The 17661-nt window shown below is 65.5% G+C and carries 18 protein-coding genes; 1 reads left to right on the forward strand and 17 read right to left on the reverse strand.

What is annotated here, in order from left to right; translation table 11 throughout:
- Positions 1 to 3 precede the first annotated feature (3 nt).
- The 17 genes from J2S45_RS05875 to J2S45_RS05955 all read right to left on the reverse strand — a co-directional run bounded on the left by J2S45_RS05875 (position 4) and on the right by J2S45_RS05955 (position 16740).
- Positions 4 to 1317, reverse strand: coding sequence for a SufS family cysteine desulfurase (locus J2S45_RS05875; protein ID WP_307634816.1), 1314 nt, complete (start codon positions 1315 to 1317; stop codon positions 4 to 6).
- Positions 1317 to 2066, reverse strand: a complete 750-nt coding sequence (sufC, locus tag J2S45_RS05880) for a Fe-S cluster assembly ATPase SufC (RefSeq protein ID WP_270974657.1) — start codon at positions 2064 to 2066, stop codon at positions 1317 to 1319. The genes J2S45_RS05875 and sufC overlap by 1 nt, the downstream gene beginning before the upstream one ends.
- Positions 2067 to 2099: 33 nt before the next feature.
- Entirely contained in the window at positions 2100 to 2408 is a 309-nt protein-coding gene (locus J2S45_RS05885; RefSeq protein ID WP_270974658.1) for a Rieske (2Fe-2S) protein, read from the reverse strand.
- Positions 2405 to 3538, reverse strand: coding sequence for a Fe-S cluster assembly protein SufD (gene sufD / locus J2S45_RS05890; protein ID WP_296931705.1), 1134 nt, complete (start codon positions 3536 to 3538; stop codon positions 2405 to 2407). The genes J2S45_RS05885 and sufD overlap by 4 nt, the downstream gene beginning before the upstream one ends.
- Positions 3538 to 4977, reverse strand: coding sequence for a Fe-S cluster assembly protein SufB (sufB, locus tag J2S45_RS05895; protein ID WP_270974660.1), 1440 nt, complete (start codon positions 4975 to 4977; stop codon positions 3538 to 3540). Before sufB ends, sufD begins: the two co-directional genes overlap by 1 nt.
- Positions 4977 to 5714, reverse strand: coding sequence for a helix-turn-helix transcriptional regulator (locus J2S45_RS05900; protein WP_270974661.1), 738 nt, complete (start codon positions 5712 to 5714; stop codon positions 4977 to 4979). Before J2S45_RS05900 ends, sufB begins: the two co-directional genes overlap by 1 nt.
- Positions 5715 to 5888: 174 nt before the next feature.
- Positions 5889 to 6524, reverse strand: a complete 636-nt coding sequence (locus tag J2S45_RS05905) for an NUDIX domain-containing protein (RefSeq protein ID WP_270974662.1) — start codon at positions 6522 to 6524, stop codon at positions 5889 to 5891.
- A 9-nt stretch (positions 6525 to 6533) separates the two neighbouring features.
- Positions 6534 to 8078: a murein biosynthesis integral membrane protein MurJ gene (murJ, locus tag J2S45_RS05910; protein ID WP_307634817.1), complete on the reverse strand. Its 1545-nt coding sequence runs from the start codon at positions 8076 to 8078 to the stop codon at positions 6534 to 6536.
- 8 nt (positions 8079 to 8086) lie between these two features.
- On the reverse strand, positions 8087 to 8905 hold the full coding sequence (locus tag J2S45_RS05915; protein WP_296931715.1) for a hypothetical protein: 819 nt from the start codon (positions 8903 to 8905) through the stop codon (positions 8087 to 8089).
- Positions 8902 to 9963, reverse strand: coding sequence for a copper transporter (locus J2S45_RS05920; protein ID WP_307634818.1), 1062 nt, complete (start codon positions 9961 to 9963; stop codon positions 8902 to 8904). Before J2S45_RS05920 ends, J2S45_RS05915 begins: the two co-directional genes overlap by 4 nt.
- 9 nt (positions 9964 to 9972) lie before the next feature.
- On the reverse strand, positions 9973 to 11148 hold the full coding sequence (gene steA, locus J2S45_RS05925; protein ID WP_270974666.1) for a putative cytokinetic ring protein SteA: 1176 nt from the start codon (positions 11146 to 11148) through the stop codon (positions 9973 to 9975).
- Positions 11149 to 11155: 7 nt separating this feature from the next.
- Positions 11156 to 12856: a DNA repair protein RecN gene (gene recN, locus J2S45_RS05930; protein WP_307634819.1), complete on the reverse strand. Its 1701-nt coding sequence runs from the start codon at positions 12854 to 12856 to the stop codon at positions 11156 to 11158.
- Complete coding sequence (locus J2S45_RS05935; protein ID WP_270974668.1) at positions 12853 to 13695, reverse strand: NAD kinase; 843 nt, start codon at positions 13693 to 13695, stop codon at positions 12853 to 12855. The genes recN and J2S45_RS05935 overlap by 4 nt, the downstream gene beginning before the upstream one ends.
- Positions 13692 to 14525: a TlyA family RNA methyltransferase gene (locus J2S45_RS05940; RefSeq protein ID WP_270974669.1), complete on the reverse strand. Its 834-nt coding sequence runs from the start codon at positions 14523 to 14525 to the stop codon at positions 13692 to 13694. Before J2S45_RS05940 ends, J2S45_RS05935 begins: the two co-directional genes overlap by 4 nt.
- Positions 14526 to 14669: a hypothetical protein gene (locus J2S45_RS05945; RefSeq protein WP_296931726.1), complete on the reverse strand. Its 144-nt coding sequence runs from the start codon at positions 14667 to 14669 to the stop codon at positions 14526 to 14528.
- Positions 14669 to 15691, reverse strand: a complete 1023-nt coding sequence (locus tag J2S45_RS05950; RefSeq protein ID WP_296931728.1) for an HAD-IIA family hydrolase — start codon at positions 15689 to 15691, stop codon at positions 14669 to 14671. Before J2S45_RS05950 ends, J2S45_RS05945 begins: the two co-directional genes overlap by 1 nt.
- A complete protein-coding gene (locus J2S45_RS05955; RefSeq protein ID WP_296931729.1) occupies positions 15688 to 16740 on the reverse strand; it encodes a tetratricopeptide repeat protein in 1053 nt (350 codons plus the stop codon). Before J2S45_RS05955 ends, J2S45_RS05950 begins: the two co-directional genes overlap by 4 nt.
- Positions 16741 to 16752: 12 nt before the next feature.
- Here J2S45_RS05955 and J2S45_RS05960 point away from each other — a divergent pair, with 12 nt between their 5' ends.
- Positions 16753 to 17505 carry a hypothetical protein gene (locus J2S45_RS05960; protein WP_296931731.1) on the forward strand — a complete coding sequence of 251 codons (753 nt, stop codon included), beginning with the start codon at positions 16753 to 16755 and terminating at the stop codon, positions 17503 to 17505.
- Positions 17506 to 17661 lie beyond the last annotated feature (156 nt).

The following is a 17661-nucleotide window of genomic DNA, read 5'->3' on the forward strand; positions in this document are numbered from 1 at the left end:
GCCTCAATCCCCTAGTCCAAAGAACGAGCGTACACCCGATAGCGCCTCAAGGAAGGCGTCGATTTCTTCTGCCGTATTGTATGGCCCGAACGACGCGCGGCTGGAGGCGTGGACGCCGAAGTGCGCGTGGACGGGTTGGGCGCAGTGGTGGCCCACACGAATCGCGATGCCCTTCGAGTCAAGCACCTGCCCGACGTCGTGCGGGTGGACACCCTCGACGTCGAAACTGACGATGCCGAGCCGGTCTGCAGCATCGGCCGGGCCGAGCACTCGCACGCCCGGGATCCTCGCGATTCCCTCGAGCGCGCGGGCCGTGAGGGCGGCCTCGTGCTCTTCTACCCTGTCCATGCCGATGTTCATGAGGTATTCGGCGGCAGCTCCCATGCCCACCGCCTGCGCGACCGGCTGCGTGCCGGCCTCGAAGCGCGCCGGCGGCAACGCGAACGTCGTCCGCTCCAACGTCACAACCTCGACCATCGAGCCGCCCGTCAGGAACGGCGGCAAAGCCTCAAGCAGTTCCTTGCGCCCGTAGAGCGCACCAATTCCGGTGGGGCCGAGCATCTTGTGCCCGGAGAAGGCAGCAAAGTCCACGCCCAACGCGTGAAAATCTACAGGCATGTGCGGCACAGACTGACACGCGTCCAAGACGACGATCGCTCCGACGCCGTGAGCCAGCTCGACGAGCCTGTCCACGGGCGCGACCACACCGGTCACATTGGCCACGTGGGCGAAAGCCAGCACCTTCGTGCGCTCATCGACGATGCCCTGCGCGATCCCCCGATCGACGTCGATCCGCCCGTCCGCCGTCAGCTCGAACCAACGCAACTCGGCGCCGGTGCGCAAGCACAGCTCCTGCCACGGGATGAGGTTGGCGTGATGCTCGGCGCGGGTGATGACGACGTTGTCGCCTTCCCGGATTATCATCCGCTCCTGAATCTCTCGCAGGCGCTGGGCGTGCTTGCGCCCGCCGCGGATCACTGACTCTCCGCGCCCGCGCGAGACGTCGTCGAAAGCGTAGGCGAGGAGGTTGAGAGCCTCGGTCGAGTTCTTCGTCCACACGATCTCGTCAGTCTCGGCGCCCACCAGGCGCGCGACTAACGCGCGGGCACCTTCGTAGGCCACTGTCGACTCGGCGGCCAGCTGGTGCGATCCACGCTTGACGGCGCCGTTGCTGTAGAGCTCCTGGCGATCAACGGCATCGATCACCACCTGCGGCTTTTGCGAGGTGGCACCGGAATCTAGATAGACGAGCTCTTCCCCGCCCCGCATGCGGCGTTGCAGGACGGGGAAATCCTCGCGTGGAGCGACCGAGTTCATTACTTCTCGAAACGCTCGTAGCCCTCGGCCTCAAGCTGGTCGGCGAGCTCGGGACCGCCCGAGAGTGCCACGCGGCCGTCCACGAAGACGTGGACGTGGTCAGGCTTGATGTAACGCAGGATGCGGGTGTAGTGCGTGATGAGCATAATGCCGTTACCGTTGGAGGCGTGGACGCGGTTGACTCCCTCCGAGACCAGGCGCAACGCGTCGATGTCCAGGCCGGAATCCGTCTCGTCGAGGACGGCAAACTTGGGCTTGAGCACCTCCATCTGGAGGACCTCGAGGCGCTTCTTCTCGCCACCGGAGAAGCCGACGTTGACGTCACGACCAGCCCACTCCTTCTCGACCTTGAAATTCACCATCGCCTCGTCGAGCTCCTTGACCCACGTCCGCAACTTCGGGGCCTCGCCGTCGATCGCGGTCTTGGCCGAGCGCAGGAAGTTAGTTACGGTCACGCCCGGCACCTCCACCGGATACTGCATGGCCAGGAACAGGCCAGCCTTAGCGCGCTCGTCGGCGGTCAGCTCGACGATGTTCTCGCCGTCGAGGAGGATCTCACCTTCGGTGATGGTGTAGCTTGGGTGACCCGCGATCGCGTAGGCGAGCGTGGACTTGCCCGAGCCGTTGGGGCCCATGATGGCGTGGATCTCACCGTGCTCGATCTTCAGGTCGACGCCCTTGAGGATCGGCTTCGGACCCTCGGCGGTCTCGACGGACACGTGCAGGTTCTTAATTTCGAGAGTAGACACGAGTTTTCTTCTTTTCTCTTTGAGGATCAATAGTTACAGCGTGAGGAGGACGCTTTCGCCGTCCACCCGCACCGGGTAGGTCTGGATCGGCTCGGTGGCCGGTGGGGAGAGCGGCTCGCCAGTTTCCACACTGAAGGCCGCGCCGTGACGAGTGCATTCGATTTCGTCATCGAAGACCTCGCCCAATGAGAGCTTGAATCGTCCGTGCGAGCACTGATTGTCCATGGCAAACCAGCGTCCGGCCTCGGTGTGGATCACCGCGATGTCCCTGCCATCCACGGTGAATCCCTCCACGGTTCCGGGATCGACGTCCGACACGGTACAGATCTGCACGTCGCTCATTCGGAAAGCTCCAACACGATGTCAAGCTCCTTCTCGATGGACTCCATGAGCTTGCTCTGAACCGACTCGACGCCGATCTGGTTGATCAACTCGGCGAAGAAGCCGCGCACCACGAGTCGTCGCGCCTGATCCTCCGGGATGCCACGCGAACGCAGGTAGAACAGCTGCTCGTCATCGAATCGGCCGGTGGCTGACGCATGGCCGGCGCCCTCGATCTCGCCCGTCTCGATCTCCAAGTTCGGCACCGAGTCGGCCCGCGCGCCCTCGGTCAGGACAAGGTTGCGGTTGAGTTCGTAGGTGTCCGTGCCCTCGGCGTTCGGCTGGATGAGCACGTCGCCGATCCACACCGAGTGGGCGTCCTCCCCTTGAAGCGCGCCCTTGTAGGTGGCGTTCGAGGTGCAGTTGGCCTGATTGTGGTCGACAAGCAGGCGATTCTCGATGTGCTGGCCCTCGTCGACGAAGTAAGCGCCCAGCAGGTTGAGCTCGCCGTTCTCGCCGCCGAAGTCCACCGACGTCGTCGTGCGCACGACGTCGCCGCCGAGGGATACCACGATGTGCTTGAGGTTGGCGTCGCGCGCCACGTGAGCGCGGTTGGAGGAGATGTGGACGGCGTCGTCGTCCCAGTCCTGGATCGTGACGAAGGTCAGGTGTGCGCCGCTCTCGACGTTGATCTCGATCCCCTCGGCCAGCCGCGCCGAACCGAAGTGGTTGATGACCACGGTCGCCTCGGAGAAGGGCTGGGCGTCGATGAGGAGGTGAAGGGCGGCAACGTCCTTCGAACCGGAGCCGTCGATAGTCACGACGACCTCGCGCTCCAGCTTCGTGTCCTTCGGCAAGGTCAGGACGTAGACCTCCCTCGCACTATTCCACGCCAGGGCAGCCACGCGGTCCTCGGGCGCCATGAGGCGGCCGATTCGGGTATCCTCGCGCGAAACTCTCTCGAGGAGGGAGGGCTCGGAAGCGCTGATCGCCGGCACCTCGCCGGAGACCTCGTCAGCGAAGAAGTCCTCCATGCGTTCGAGCGGCGTAAAGCGCCACTCCTCCTCGGTGCCCTGCGGGACCGGGAAGTCCCCTAGGTTAAAGGAGAGCAAACGCTCAGCTCGAGACGCTGCGGGTTGAATGGTAGTCATCAGCCAACGGATCCTTCCATCTGAAGAGCAATAAGGCGGTTAAGTTCGAGCGCGTATTCCATCGGGAGCTCACGGGCAATCGGCTCGACGAAGCCGCGCACAATCATCGCCATGGCTTCCGTCTCCTCGATTCCGCGGCTCATGAGGTAGAACAGCTGATCGGCCGACACCTTTGAGACGGTCGCCTCGTGGCCCATCTCGACGTCGTCAGTGCGCACATCCACATAGGGGTAGGTGTCCGAGCGCGAGATCTGGTCAACCAGCAACGCGTCACACAGCACGTTCGACTTCGAGTGGCGCGCGTTTTCGTTGACCTGAACCAGGCCACGGTACGAGGAGCGGCCGCCGCCGCGCGAAACGGACTTGGAAACGATCGAACTGTGCGTGTTCGGCGCATTGTGGACCATCTTCGAACCCGTGTCCTGATGCTGGCCCTCGCCGGCAAAGGCGATCGAGAGGGTCTCACCGCGCGCCTGCTCACCCATGAGGTAGACGGCCGGGTACTTCATCGTCACCTTCGAGCCGATATTGCCATCGATCCACTCCATGGTGCCGCCCTGCTCGACCATCGCACGCTTCGTGACGAGGTTGTAGACGTTGTTTGACCAGTTCTGAATGGTCGTGTAACGCACCCGGGCGTCCTTCTTGACGAAGATCTCCACGACTGCGGAGTGCAGTGAGTCCGACTTATAGATCGGGGCAGTACAACCCTCCACGTAGTGGACCGAGGAGCCTTCGTCGGCGATGATGAGCGTGCGCTCGAACTGGCCCATGTTCTCCGTGTTGATGCGGAAGTAGGCCTGGAGCGGAATCTCCACGTGGACGCCCTTGGGGACGTAAACGAAGGAACCACCCGACCACACCGCGGTGTTCAGAGAGGCAAACTTGTTGTCGCCCAGCGGGATCGCTGTGCCGAAGTACTCCTCGAAGATCTCCGGGTAGTCCTTCAGGCCCGTGTCCGTGTCAAGGAAGATGACGCCCTGCTGTTCGAGGTCCTCGCGGATCTTGTGGTAGACCACCTCGGATTCGTACTGTGCGGCGACGCCGGCCACCAGGCGCTGCTTCTCGGCCTCCGGGATGCCCAGGCGGTCGTAGGTGCGCTTGATGTCCTGCGGAAGGTCGTCCCACGTGGTGGCGGTCTTTTCCGTGGAGCGCACGAAGTACTTGATCTGGTCGAAATCGATGCCGCTCAGGTCGGCGCCCCAGGTGGGCATGGGGCGCCGCTGGAACATCTTCAGCGCGCGCAGACGCTTGTTCAGCATCCATTCCGGCTCGTTCTTCAGCGCGGAAATATTGCGCACGACGTCCTCATTCAGGCCGCGTTGAGCGGACTCAGCGGCCGGATCCTCGTCATGCCACCCGTACTGGTAATTGCCGATGGAGGCAATCGTTTCTTCCTGGGTCAAACCCTCGTTTGTACCCGGTGCGGTTTGGGTCATCAGTTTCCTTCCGAGACGCCGCCAAGTGGCGGTGTTGTTGTTGCGCGCTCCTCGGAGCGCGCCGTTCGCGAACGAGTTCGCAAATTCTTGGGTAGCCCGAGCGGGATGTTCGTGGTGCACACGTGCCCGCCGGAGGCGATGGTGGACAGCCGTTGAATCGGCACGCCCAGTAGCCGGGCGAAGGCCTCCGTCTCCGCCTCGCACAGAAGCGGATAATCCTCCGCGCTTTCGTGGATCGGACAGTGCCCCTGGCAGATCTGGATCGCCAGCGCGTTCGGTCCGCCCCGGCGAAGGGTAGCGACATAGCCGTCTCTATTGAGGGCGTCCGTGAGCGCTGCTGCGCGGGCAGCCGGTCCGGTGCCGGCGGCGTCGAGGATCGTCCCGTAACGTTTCATCAACGACTCGGCGCGCGCCTGGATGAAGGCCTCCAGGCCTTCATCGCCCATGGCGTTGCGGACGAATTCGAGTGCGTTACCCGCCAGATCGGAGTATCCCTGGCCGAGCTGGCTCTGGCCTTCCGCTGTGGCAACGTACTTGCGCGACGGGCGCCCGCGCCGGGTGTGCGTGCGTACCGGGGCGTCGTATTCCTCGATGAACTGATCGTCGACGAGCACCCCGATGTGACGGCGGACCGCGGCCGGGGTGAGCACCAGGATCTTGGCGAGTTCGCCGGCGGTGATTGGGCCACGTTCGACGATCAGACGCAGAATCTGCCCGTATGTTCCTTGGTCATTCACTCACTTCACCTCCTTGCGCCATTAAGAAACATGATCGTTGCTTTAATCTGAAATCGCAAGTCGAGGCGCACGCCGTGGCCTCGCACATACCCGTTCCATGAGGCTGGCGGTAGCTCGCAAACCGCCTGATCCTTGCCCTTGGCGCGGGAGCGCGGCTTTGCGGCAGGGACGTCCTTAGCTCGTCAGCGGGAGGCGAACCTCATCCTCCGCGCGCAGACCGCGGTGGAGGGCCACATTCGCGGCGAGTACACCGGCCACGAGACTCGGGCTGCTCAGCTCCTGGGCGAAGATTGCCTCAGTAACCTCGTGAAGTCCAAACCACTCCACAACGATCTCGGCCTCTTCCTCCATTCGCGTAAACGACGACGGGCAATGGGTGAGATCGAAGGCAAGAAAGACCCCTAGGTCCTCGTCCGACACGCCTGGCGAGGTGACGAAGTTGATCATCCGATACCAGCGGGCTGCGACGTAGTCCGTCTCCTCCTGCAGCTCACGTGCGGCGGCCGCCACTTCGGCCTCCCCCTCGGCATCGCACAGACCAGCGGGAATCTCCCACATGATGCGCCGTGGCGCGTGGCGATACTGGCGAATCAGAAGCACGTCCCAGTCCTCACCCGGTGCCTCGGAGGGGCGTAGCGCGACGATGGCGACGGCGTCGTCATGCTTCATCCACTGCCGGCGCGCTCGGTCCCCGGCCGCAAACTCGATCTCGTCATCGAAAATGGTGAAGATCGGACCGCGGAAACGCTCGAGGCGATCGGTTAGACGGACGTGGTCGGGGGCAGGGGTATCGCGCAGTTCAGGTCTCACGCCTCCAGCCTAACGCCTAAGCCCGGCAAACGCCTGCCTGTCGGTGGCGTGGAGCGCAGTCAGGCAGGTTCCGATGATCACGACGCCGCCCGCGACGGCCGCGCCCAGCGCCGCGACGATCGAGGAGCCACCGGCTTCGAGGATCCAGCCCACAAGCGCCCACGAGAGCGCACCCGAGGCGGCGGCCACCGGCACGAGGACGAGCACGCGAGTCATGCCGGCCAGCGCCTGTGCGCCCAGGGAGGTACGGATCATCGCCAGCACGGTGATTCCGCCAGCCGTCAGCCCCACCGACATCGATGCCCCGATGCCGACCAGGGTGGCCGTCCGCCCGCTCACGCCGACCGCCCGCATGAACACGAGGCAAGCCACTACCACGCCCCAACCGACCGAGTTGACGATGATGACACGGCGAGCCTCCCCGCGCGCGTAAAGCACCCGCACGCCGTGATAGAGCAGCGAGAATCCGACCAGGCCCACACCCATCGCCTGCATGGCCGTATCGAGTCCCTGGATATCGCGCCCAACCTCGAGCACAATCTTCGCCGGCCGCGAGAGCACAATCAGCAGCGAGGCGCAGACGATCCCCATGGACAGGACAAGGCGCGTGGACTGGGCGACAAGGCGGCGCAGACGATCCCCCGCGGCCGCCGAGATCTGGGGGAAGGTGACGGTGGCAATTGGAACGGCCAGCACGGCGTAGGGCACCATGAAAATCGCGTACGCGTAGTTGAAAGCGGCATACGTGCCGGCGTCGTCGGCGCGGTTGGCGGTGAGCATGATCGCGATGATGGCGATCTGCTGGGCCGCTAGCGCCCCGAGGCCGGCCGCGCCCAGGCGGATTGTTTCCCGCCCGACACCGGGAGGGAAGGTGAACGTGGGCCGCAACCGCACGCACCGCCCCGCGACGACAAGCTGAGGCAGCGAGAACAGCACGACGCCGAACGTCGTACCCCAGGCCAGCAGCGCCACGTCGGCGGCGGTGAGGTCGGCCGGCGAGGCGACGACCGGCACGCGCGTGGCGTAGATGAGGAACATCGCCGTGACGGATATTGAGGACAACAGCGGGGAGAGCGCTGGCCAAAAGAAGCGGTCGTAGCTGTGCAGCACGCCCGTGGCCACCACCGACAGCCCGTAGAGCGGAACCTGCGCCGCGAATACCCGTAACAGGAGCGCGGCGAGGTGGGCGGTGGCCGGGTCGGCTTGCGCCAACAGCGCGGTGGCAAGCGGGTCGGCGAAGACGGCGACGACGACGGCGATGAGCGTTCCCACGCTTAAGATCCACGTGGCCAACGCGGAGGCCGTCTGCCCCGCGAGGCGCTCCTGCCCGCGCCCGACGAATCGGGAAAGGATAGGGATGACGGCGCCCGCTAGCGCGCCGCCGGCAGCCACCTCAAACAGTACGTTGGGTACGGTGTTGGCGGTGTCATAGGCGCTGGCGATCGCCGAGTCGGATAGTGCCCAGGATTGGGCAAGCTTGCGTAGCAGGCCGAAGAGGCGAGAGACGAGGGTGAGGACCGCGACGAGCCCGGCCGCCCCGGCAAGTGCCCGCACCGACCGCATTATTCCCGGCCTAGCGCGTCCAGCTCGCGCAGGACGGGAGTGGACTCAATGATGGAGGAGAAGGAGACCTTCTCGGAGGCCGCGGTCAGTGCGACAAGGGCGGCAAGGATCGCAACCTTGATTCGCAGTGGCAGGGCCGACAGCGCAACGCCGAGGTGTGCCCCCAGCGCATTGGCCCCGAGATCTCCGAGCATCTTCTTCCCCTGCAGATCCTCACGAAGACCCGCCACCGTAGCCCCGAGGGCCACCTGCGCGAGGGGCGAAGCGGGCGCCAGGCAACATGCGACGACGCCGGCCGCCTTGCGAGCACGCCCGGGCCGCAGGTCGAGCAGGTTGATGAAGTTTGCGCTCAGCGCGATGAGGGCGGCATCCAGCGCCTTCTCCCCGGCGCGTCCGCCCGTCAGGCTCCCCGCGCACAGCGCGCCCACACCAATGGCGCCGATCTTCAGCACGCCGGAGGTCGGCTTACCAGACTTGAGGGCACCGAGGTGCCCTCGGAAGCCCTTTCCCTGCGCGGGGAAGCGGTCCTCCAGGTGGTCATCGATATACCCGGCGCCGGCCGCTGTGAGGGTGGCAACGAGCGCCGCCAGGGCGTACCGCGCGCCGGACTGCTCGCTCGTCGAGCTCCACCAGGTCGCCCCACGGCGCGACGCACCAGCTGCCAGGGTGCCCGCCACAAGGCCGGCCGCAGTCTCCACGCCGCCGGTCAGCGAGACCGCGCTACCGGTGTAGTTCGTACGCTCCCAGCCAGGAAGCCCGCCGGTCAGACCGTGGCGCGCCGCGACGCTACCAGCGATCGCGCCGGCGAAACCGATCATGAGTTATCGGCCTCGCCAGCGTCGGCAGGCGCCTCGGACTGCTCGCCCGCAGGTTCCTGCGCGGGCTCATCCGAGGCCTGCCCGCTCGGCTCCGGTGCGGGCTCGTTGCTCGGTTGGGCGGGCGCCGCCGGCGCAGGCGACTCCGTGCGAGTGCCGATGATTGCCTGTGCGCCCGTCTGAAGACCGAGATGGGCCAGCTGGTCGTTGAGCTCCGTGGCCACCGCGATGGCCACGTTGATCTGGCCCACCGCGGTGTCAGGCGAGTCAACCGTAGAGACCGGGGCCCCGGCATCGCGCAGCCCCTTGACCACGTCGGCGTCGGAGGTCGCGCCGCCGGCGGCGACCGTGGGACCGCGCGTGCCGAGTTCTGTCACGAGCGCGGTCAGGGTCTGGGTCGTGTACTGTTGCTGGGCCACCAGGTCGGCGTTGCCGGTCGCTGGCTCGACCTCAGGAGCAAAGACCACCACCGCGTCGGCGGCCTCTGCGAGCGCGTCGATCGCGAGCATCGGGGTGTCAGTGCCCGTCATGAGGCCCGCGAGCGTGTCATGCTTAGTCGTGCCCTCGCGCACGAGGGCATTCAGCGCCTGCGCCAGGACGACGTTCGTGTCGGCGTCGTTAGCCACGCCCGGCACGTAGGAACGGATCTGGTCGGAGAAGGTGGAGCGGAAGGACGTCGTGCTGGCAGCGGTCCAGGCATCCGTGACCGTCACCTGACCCGTCACGCTCGCCCCCGCAAGCTCCAACTTGGCCCGGGACTCGCTGACCTGCGCATCCACCACGCCCGGCAGCACGACGACGGCGACCTTACGGCCTTCGAGCGTGCCCTGCACCAGGCTCGGCGCGATCTCGTTGATGGCTCGCTCCTGGTAGTCGAGCGCGCGGGTCAGGTCGGAGTTATCCCCCTTCAGCTTCTCGTTCGTCACCCGCAGGTCAGCCACCTGGCCCTGGAGCACGTTTCCGATCGAGTTCTGTAGCGGCCCGGCGCCCAAGATAATGCCGATCGCGAGGGCGAAGAAAACCGAGATGAGCGAAACTAAGTGATACCTAAAATCAACCACGATGAGACCCTAAAATAGATTCTTAATCCAGATGATCAGATCAGACCACCACACGTTACCTAGGTCGAACGCGATCCGTCCCAACTCCGTCGCGGACACCGCCGCGATCACGCCGGCGATGCCAGCGATGAGGAGGAAGGCGATCTGCCAATTCGAGATGCGCGACCGGTAGAGCCGGTTCACCCCGCGGGCGTCGACCAGCTTCGAGCCGACCTTAAGCCGCGTCAAGAACGTCGAGGCCATGCCCCGCCTGCCCTTGTCGAGAAAGTCCATGAGATTCGAGTGCGTCCCCACGGCCACAATCATGGTGGCGCCCTTGCCGTCAGCCAGCAACATCGCGATGTCCTCCGACATGCCCGTCGCCGGGAAGAGCACGTGCTCCACCCCAAGATCCGCCACGCGCTTCTCACCCGGGGCGGTGCCGTCCCGGTATGCGTGAACCACGATTTCGGCGCCCGAGCGGATCGCCTCATCGGAGACCGAGTCCATATCGCCGATAATCATATCCAGCTTGTAGCCGGCCTCGAGCACGGCGTCGGCGCCGCCGTCCACCCCCACGATAATCGGACGGTACTCGCGGATATACGGGCGCAGGGTTTGCAGGTCTTCCTTGTAGTCGTGCCCGCGCACGACGATCAGCACGTGGCGCCCCTCGAACTGGGTGCGCACGGCCGGCATGCCCACGCCATCCAGGATGAGGCCCTGTTCCTTCTCCAGATACTCCATCGTGTTGTTCGCGAACGCCTTGAGCTGGACCGTCATCCCCGCCCGGGCGGTGGCCTGGTTCGCGTCGATCGTCTCCTGAGTCTGGACATCGCCGTGGCTGATCAGCGTAGAACCGCGGTAGACCTCGCCCTCCGGCGTGATGCGTAGGGTGTGTCCCTCGTGGACATCCATAATCCCCGAGCCGAGGTTGTCGATCACGGGGATACCGGCGTCGTGGAGAATCTGCGGACCGATATTCGGGTAGCGCCCCGAGGTGGACTTGGCGGCGTTGAGCACGGCGGCCGGCTGCTTTTCGACCAACCCCTCTGCCGCGACGCGGTCGATGTCTTCGTGGTCAATCACCGCGATGTCGCCAGGTCTGAGCCGTTTCACTAGATTTTTCGTGCGCGAGTCGACACGGGCCACTCCCCCGAGCTCCCCCGTTGAGATCTCCTCGTCGCGACGACGCTTAAACATCATGCCTTCATCATGACACAACAGCGCCGCGAATGAGCTCAGCCGCGTGGGTGCGCGCCACCGCCAACTCGGCATGGCCGGAGAGCATGCGGGCCAGTTCCGAGACCCGTCCCTCGCCCTCAACCACGACGACGTCCGTGGCCGTCGTCGCGCCCTCGCTCTTCTTCGCGACGACGACATGGTGATCCGCGTATGCAGCCACCTGAGCCAAGTGGGTGACCGTGAGCACCTGGCTGGCTTTGCCGACCTTTGCGAGCCGTTCACCCACGCAAAGCGCTGTCTTTCCGCCGATTCCAGCGTCCACCTCGTCGAAAATAAAGGTGTGATCGGGGCGCGGGTTGGCATTGAGCACCACCTCAAGGGCGAGCATGATGCGCGAGACCTCCCCGCCCGAGGCGGTCGCCGTCAGCGGAAGATCGGGCGCACCTCGGTGGGCGCGTAGCAGGAATCTGACGGCGTCGAGGCCGTGCCGGGCGGGCTCCTCGCGCGGCTCAACGAGGACACTAAATGTGGCGTCTTTCATGGCCAGATCGTGCAGCTCGGCGGTCACCATCTGCCCGAGTTTCTCAGCCGCGGCGCGGCGAGCCGCCCGCAGCTTGCGGCCAGCTTCCATGAGCGCCTTGTGTGCCGCCCGCGCCTGCCCCTCCAACTGCTCCAGGTGCTCCTCGGGAGCCGAGAGCCGGGCAAGCCTGTCGTCTGCCGCACCCCGCTCGGCGAGGATCTCCTCGATCGTCATGCCGAGGTCACGTTGCAGGGAGCGCAACTCCGCCCGGCGGGCGTGGATCGAATCGAGCTCCTCCGGGTCGGCGTCAAGGCCTGAGAGCTTCAGCCCCAGCGCGTTGGCCACGTCCGAAGCCAGTAGCGAGACTTCACGCAACTGATCCGACAGCGCGCCAAGTTCGGCGTCGGCGTCACGGACCTGGGCAAGCATCTCGGAGGCGGCGTCGATCGCGCCAAGCGCCCCGGCGTCGTCGGCGTCGGAACCCGAAAGTGCCGCCACGGAACCGGCCATCGCCGAACGCAGATCCTCCACGTTCTCCAGAACCAGCGCCCGTGCCTTGAGTTCGTCCTCTTCGCCGACTCGCGGCTCGACGGCGTCCACACGCTTAACCAGCGCCTCCAGCGCGAGCCGTTCGGCGGCGGCCTGGCGCATGTCCGACCTAAAGCGTGTGAGCGTCTCCTCGCTCTGACGCCACGCCGCCCATGCCCGCTCGTAGGAGGCGCGTAACGCGGCAAGCTTTCCGGCGCCGAACGCATCGAGCGCGTGTCGTTGCTGAGACTCCGAACGGAGCTTGAGCTGGTCGGACTGGCCGTGCACGGTGATGAGATGCTCGGCGATCTCCTGCAGTAGGGCGACCGGGACCGACTGCCCACCGGCATACGCCCGCGACCTTCCCTTAGCCGGGACCCGTCGAGCCAAAATGACTGCCGCCTGATCGCCGTCAATGTCGACGACGCCGCCCGCGTTCTCCACGAGTCCAACCACCGGCGAGTCGGCGCGGACCACAAACGTGGCCTCCACGTTCGCCGCGTCGGCCCCCTGGCGCACCCGATGCGACTCCGCCTTCGCGCCCATGAGTAGGCCCAACGAGGTCAACGCCATCGTCTTGCCCGCACCCGTTTCGCCGGTGATCGCCGTCATCCCACCCTGAAGCTGGACGTGTGCGGACTCGATCACGCCCAGGTTCGAAATGCGTAGCTCGTCGATCACGCCTCACCCTTCGGTCTGCGCCAGCCCTCGACAGGCAGGTGGAACTTGCGCACCAGCCTGCCCGAGAAAGGCGAGTCGTTGAGGCGGGCGAGCTTGACCGGGTGACGGCCCTTGACCGCTGTGATGAGCGAACCCTCCGGGGCCTCGACGTTCCGCCGCCCGTCAAACCACACCACCGCGTTGTCGGAGCGAATATAAACCTCCAGCGTGGACTCCTTCGAGACGACGAGTGGCCGAGCGAAAAGTGCGTGCGCCGCGATCGGCGTTAGCAAAAGCGCCTCCACGTCCGGCCACACGATCGGGCCGCCCGCGGAAAAGTTGTAGGCCGTCGAACCCGTCGGGGTCGACAGCAACACCGCGTCCGCCTTGAAGGAGGACAACCCACGCCGATCAACCCCGATGTCGGCCTCGATCATCCGCATGTGCGGCCCCTTCTCCACCGACGCCTCGTTCAGCGCCCAGTTCGAAGCGGTGCTTCCGTCAGGGAAGGTGACCGTGACGTCGATAGTCAGGCGCGAGTTCACGGTCCAACGCCGCTCGACCACCGACTGCACCACCAGGTCGAAAGCCTCCGGATCCTCCTCTGCGAGGAATCCGACGTGGCCGAAATTAATGCCAAGGATCGGGGTTTCGTATGGCCGGGCCAGCTCAGCTGCCCGCAAGATCGTGCCGTCGCCACCGATGACGAGGAGCAACTCGGCGTCGGCAAGCCTATCCGGTTGGTCGCCCACCCAGAAGGCGTCGGCGCCAGCCGCAACGAGGCGATCGCGCGCGAATAGCGCCTCCTCACGAGCCTCATCGCGACGCTCGTGCGTGACGACTCCTACGCAAACACTCACTCGCCCTCCCAACGCGCGCCGGCCGGACCCGACGCCACCGCGGCCTCGATGGCGCCTTCTAACCGATCACCCAGGTCGACTCCGCCAGCTTTCATATGCAAGAAGTATTCTACATTGCCGGCCGGGCCGGGTAGCGGCGATGGAGCCGCCGCACAGACCGCCAGGCCCGACTCTCGGGCAGAGAGCGCCACGTTGAGCACGGTTTCAACGTGCTGTGCCGGGTCGCGAACAACCCCACCAGCCCCGAGGCGTTCCCTGCCGATCTCGAATTGTGGCTTGACCATGAGCAGGAAGTCAGCCGAATCGCTCGCGCACCGCGCCAGCGCCGGAATAACCAAGGTCAACGAAATGAAGGACAGATCCCCCACCACGAGGTCAGGGGCAGGGGCGACGTCCTCGGGCCGGAGCGTGCGCACGTTCGTGCGCTCCATGACGATGACCCGCGGGTCTTCCCGCAAGCGCCACAGCAACTGTCCGTAGCCGACGTCGACGGCGAGCACCTCACGCGCGCCGCGCCGTAGCAACACGTCGGTGAATCCGCCGGTCGAGGCACCCGCATCCAGCGCTCGCACGCCCTTGATGAGCGGTGCGTGCGCGCCCAAGTAATCGAGTGCGCCAATAAGCTTATGGGCACCGCGGGAGGCGAAATCGTCCCGCTCGCCTTCCTTGACCACGAGCGGTAGCGCCGGGTCCATCTGCCGGGCCGGCTTGGTGACCTCCAACCCGTCCAGGTAAACCCGGCCGGCATGGATGAGGTCCGCCGCCTCCGCACGCGAACGGGCGAGCTTACGCCGCACCAGCTCCGCATCAACCCGGATCAGCTTCGCCATCTACGCCTGCGCCCGATTCAACCGGATCGTCAGCTCCTCGTGGATCTTCTCCAGGTCCGCGATCTGCTCCTCCCGATCCCTGGCGGAAAGAGCCTCCAGCGTCTGGGCAACGTTGATCCGTAGCGGCATCGTTGGCCTCTCCATCAGCGCACGACCTTCAGCTCCGGCAACCACGCCAGCTCCTCGCGCGGGGTGCCCTCGTCAATCACCTGCCACACTGCCGCCACCGCCGCGCGATATTCATCGAGCGTGACCGTAGTGTCGGGCTCCGCGCCGTTGACGACGAGGCGCCCGTTCTCTACGCGCGCATGGGCCCCCCGGCATACAAAGCCGGCACCCTCGGCGGCGACCGCCGGCGCCGGCTCGTTGAGGTCCATGAGGTCAAGTGCAAGGAAAGTGGGCCGCTCGGAGTCAATGGCGAGCATGACGTCCCGGGCCTTGCTCACACCCGTGAGCACGTGGAGCGAGTCTAAACCGCCCGCGTTCGCGCCCGCAATGTCAGTATTGAGGCGGTCACCCACGCACAGTGGGCGACGCGCGCCCGTGTCACTCATCGCCAGGCGATACATGTCCGGTGCGGGCTTGCCTGAGCTCAGAGGCTGAACGCCGGTCGCGTGTACGACCGCCGCCACCATCGACCCGCACCCGAGGTGCTGGCCGCGCTCGAGCGGAAGCGTCGCGTCCAGGTTTGTTGCCACGTACAGCGCGCCGGCCCGGATCGCCATCGCAGCTTCGGACAGCTCGCGCCACGACAGGTCCTTCGACAGGCCCTGCAGGACGGCGTCGGGCTTGTCATCCGCCGACGTGACAATCCTCAGGTCCGTCCGCTCCAGCTCGTAGAAGAGCCCCTCGGTTCCGAGCGGCAGCACCTTGGCGTCGGGTGCCACATGTTCGAGCAACTGGGCCACGCCCGTGCGCGAGCTCGTGTAGATTTCCTCATCGGTGGCCCCAATGCCGACAGCCTTCAGCTTCTGCGCCACCGACGCCGGCGAGGCCATCGAGTTGTTCGTGATGAATGCCGCACCTACGCCCGCGCCACGCGCCTCGGCCAGGCCTTGTGCAGCGTTCTCCACCGGGAGCGTACCGCGGTAGCACACGCCGTCGAGGTCAAGAAAAAGGTAGTCGTAGACGTCGCTCAGCGGTGAGTCAGTGTGTCCCAGACTCATTCGTCCTCCTCGTTCAGATCCAGCTCCTGATCCTCCTCAAGCGCGGCGTCGAGCGAGTCGCCAAAGAGATCGTCCTGGACGAACTCCCCGTCCTCAGCCGACGCGTCGGCCTCCGACTCCACGACGTCTGCGACCTCACCCGCATCTGCGACCTCACGCTCCTCATCGCCGTCGGCTTCCTGAGGGGCCTCCGACTCCTCGGCAGCCTCGCCATCCCCGAGATCTTCCGCATCCACTTCCTGCGCGAGTTCCTCGGCTAGTTCCTCTTCAAGCTCGCTTTCAAAGTCAGCCTCGTGAGCACCAGCCTCGTCAACGTCCGTGAAGTCATCCGAATCGCCGGGCGTCTCGTCGCCAGAACTCTCCTCATCGCTTTCGACCACAGGAGCCGGCTCCGCGTCGTCAAGCACCTCGTCGAGGTCAACCATGATGTCGCCGCCCTCGTCCTCGTAAATGGGCGCCCAGGTGGCGCGCAGTTCCTCGGCTTCGTCGGTGCGGCCGAGTTCTTCGAAGCGATCAGCCTTGATTAGCTGCACGCGCGCGGCAAGCTCCTCAGGCAGGTTGTCAACGATGATCTTCTCAAGCACAGACAGGCCGCCCTCGGAATTCCCGGTCTCTGCACGGGCGCCCGAAGTCACGAGTGCCAGCTCGATCTGCCCCTCCGGCTTCAGGCGCTGGAGCGGTATGCCGTCAATGAATCGTAGCGCCTTTTCCGGCCGTCCTAGCCCGCGCTCCGAATCGGCTTCCAGTGGCACGTGAGTGTAGTCGTCGCTCATGCGACGGTAGGTGCGTAGCTCGCGCAAGGCTTCCGAGTAGCGGCCCGTCGCGTATGCGGTCAGACCCAGCGCCTCGCGTACAACGTCGATGCGCGCAGCACTCTTGTAGGCGGCACGCGCGTGCTCGTAGGCAACCTCGGGGTCAATCTCGAGCATCTCACCCGCGTACACGAGGTGACGTGCCACGCGCTCTGCGTTGTCCTTATTGAGGGAACGAAGCTGTTTGCGCGCGCCAGCATCGAGCGCGTCGGCACTGATGGATTCCGGGATCTCCAAACGATCCGGCTCGTGAGTGTAGCGTGCATCCGAGGAGGCGCCGCGCGAATCGTCGTCGAAGCGATCTCGACGCGAGTCCTCCGGGCGATCATGACGGTCTCGGTCCCAGGAACCCCGGTTATCCCGGCGATCGTCGCGCCCGCGATTCCAGTTGCCGCGATCCCCGCGTCGATCATCACGGTTCCACGACTCGTGCCGATCATCGCGCCCGCGATTCCAGTTGCCGTCCCTGCGATCCGAGCGGTCATCGCGATTCCGCGAACTCCGTCGGTCGGAGTTCCGGCTCCAGTTCCCGCGGCCTTCGCGACGGTCATCGCCACGATCGTCACGATCCCACCGACGACGATCGTCACGACCACGGTCCCAGGATCCCCGATTATCACGGCGATCATCACGATCCCGATCCCAGTTGCGACGCTCGCCATCACGCCGGCCCCAATTACCGCGGTTACCACGGTCATCACGATCCCACGAACCACGATGGTCATCACGGTCACGATCCCGACGATCGTCACGCCGATCCGACCGGCCATCCCGACTCCACGAACCACGACGGTCATCACGATCCCGATCCCAGTTGCGACGCTCACCATCACGCCGGCCCCAATTACCACGGTTACCACGGTCATCACGATCCCACGCACCACGACGACCATTGCCGTCACGATCCCGACGATCGTCACGCCGATCCGACCGGCCATCCCGACTCCACGAACCACGACGGTCATCACGATCCCGATCCCAGCTACGATCCTGGCGGTATGACCCGCCCCGGCCGCGATCGTCGCGGCCCCAGGATCCCTGCCGATCGCCACGGTCTCGATCTGACCTGTTCCAGCTACCCTGTCGACCACCGTCGTTGCGCTTAGACGCCGAGCTCCATCCGGAGGAACGGCGCTCATCGCGCTGGGGGTTGTCATA

The sequence above is a fragment of the Trueperella abortisuis genome (assembly GCF_030811095.1).
Taxonomy (GTDB): Bacteria; Actinomycetota; Actinomycetes; order Actinomycetales; family Actinomycetaceae; genus Trueperella; species Trueperella abortisuis.

Bases quoted from the DNA above. Each gene is read 5' to 3' on its own strand.
- J2S45_RS05875 (WP_307634816.1), bottom strand. From the start codon at position 1,317: ATGAACTCGGTCGCTCCACGCGAGGATTTCCCCGTCCTGCAACGCCGC.
- J2S45_RS05885 (WP_270974658.1), bottom strand. From the start codon at position 2,408: ATGAGCGACGTGCAGATCTGTACCGTGTCGGACGTCGATCCCGGAACC.
- sufD (WP_296931705.1), bottom strand. From the start codon at position 3,538: ATGACTACCATTCAACCCGCAGCGTCTCGAGCTGAGCGTTTGCTCTCC.
- sufB (WP_270974660.1), bottom strand. From the start codon at position 4,977: ATGACCCAAACCGCACCGGGTACAAACGAGGGTTTGACCCAGGAAGAA.
- J2S45_RS05915 (WP_296931715.1), bottom strand. From the start codon at position 8,905: ATGATCGGTTTCGCCGGCGCGATCGCTGGTAGCGTCGCGGCGCGCCAC.
- steA (WP_270974666.1), bottom strand. From the start codon at position 11,148: ATGATGTTTAAGCGTCGTCGCGACGAGGAGATCTCAACGGGGGAGCTC.
- J2S45_RS05940 (WP_270974669.1), bottom strand. From the start codon at position 14,525: ATGGCGAAGCTGATCCGGGTTGATGCGGAGCTGGTGCGGCGTAAGCTC.
- J2S45_RS05945 (WP_296931726.1), bottom strand. From the start codon at position 14,669: ATGGAGAGGCCAACGATGCCGCTACGGATCAACGTTGCCCAGACGCTG.
- J2S45_RS05950 (WP_296931728.1), bottom strand. From the start codon at position 15,691: ATGAGTCTGGGACACACTGACTCACCGCTGAGCGACGTCTACGACTAC.